At 62.4% G+C, this 1282-nt stretch carries 1 pseudogene; it reads left to right on the forward strand.

Features of this window, described 5'->3' with window-relative positions:
* A pseudogene (locus HX846_RS31130) lies at nt 1-1282 on the forward strand (hypothetical protein); the annotation flags it as partial.

The following is a 1282-nucleotide window of genomic DNA, read 5'->3' on the forward strand; positions in this document are numbered from 1 at the left end:
GTGCCCGCTCAAGGAATACCCGTCGATAAAGGCGTTCGAGGCGGAACTGGCGATCAACCTGCGCTCCCCGGAGTATCAGCGGCTGTTTGCCAGCCTGGTGCCGCAAGACGAAGCCCCGGCTTTCCTGCAACGACTGAAGACCAAGCTCTTTACCTTCGAGTGGAATTCCAGAGGCTACATGGAGCAGGTCTACGACCCGAACGTCAACCTGGCGCGCCGCGAAAGCCTGATCAGTGGCGAGCTGTTCGGAGCGCTCTATGATAACCACCTGCAACGCCTGAAAGATAACGCCAGAACGCTCGCCGTACCCACCGCCGAGGCGGATCGCAAGGCTGCCCAGGAACGCCACGAACATTGGCTGAGTATTGGCTTGAATGTGCTGAACGTGGCGGCCTTTGTCGTGCCCGGCCTGGGGGAGGTGATGCTGGCGGTCACGGCTGTGCAACTGGGCCTGGAGGTCTACCATGGCATCGAGGCGTGGAAGGAAGGCGACATGGATGCCGCCTGGGGACATCTGGAGTCGGTGGCGCTGAACGTGGCCTTCATGGCCGCCCTCGGCGGTTCGACGGCCCTGGCCGGTCGCGCGCCGAAAATCCAGGTATCCCGCTGGGTGGATGGCCTGGTACCGGTCAAACTGCCCAGTGGTGAGGCTCGGCTGTGGAAACCGGACTTGGCGCCGTACCGCAGCGAGGTGGTGCTGGCCCCGGCTCTCAAGCCCAATGCCCGGGGCCAGTACGAGACAGGCGGCAAGATTTATGTGCGTATCGGCGAAAACCTGCATGAAAAGGTCTTCGACAGCCGAATCCGCAAGTGGCGGATCAAACACCCGGATAATCCCGAGGCTTACCAACCGATCCTTGAACACAACAACGCCGGTGCCTGGCGGCATGTGCATGAGCAGCCCTTCAAATGGGACCGCCTGACCCTGTTGCGACGACTGGGGCCTGCCACTGAAGAATTCTCTGATACGACACTGGGCATTATTGGGGATATCAGTGGGGTCCAGGATGACGTGTTGCGCAAGGCGTATATCGAAGGCAGGCCGCTGCCCGCCGTGCTGGCCGATACCCTGGAGCAGTTCCGCAGCCAGCCAGTGGCGGATACGGCGCCGCTGGCTGGCGAAGAGGCGGTGCTGCAACGGCGCTTCCCTGGATTGTCGAGGCGAGCCATCCAGGAAATTCTTGATACCGCCAGCGAACAGGAGCGCTTGCAACTGCGCAGTCAGCGTGGAGCCTCGGCGCGCCTGGACAATGCCGCTCGCCGCGCAGTCCAACAAGGCCGC

The sequence above is a fragment of the Pseudomonas sp. K5002 genome, assembly GCF_013386655.1.
In the GTDB taxonomy this organism is placed as follows: Bacteria; Pseudomonadota; Gammaproteobacteria; order Pseudomonadales; family Pseudomonadaceae; genus Aquipseudomonas.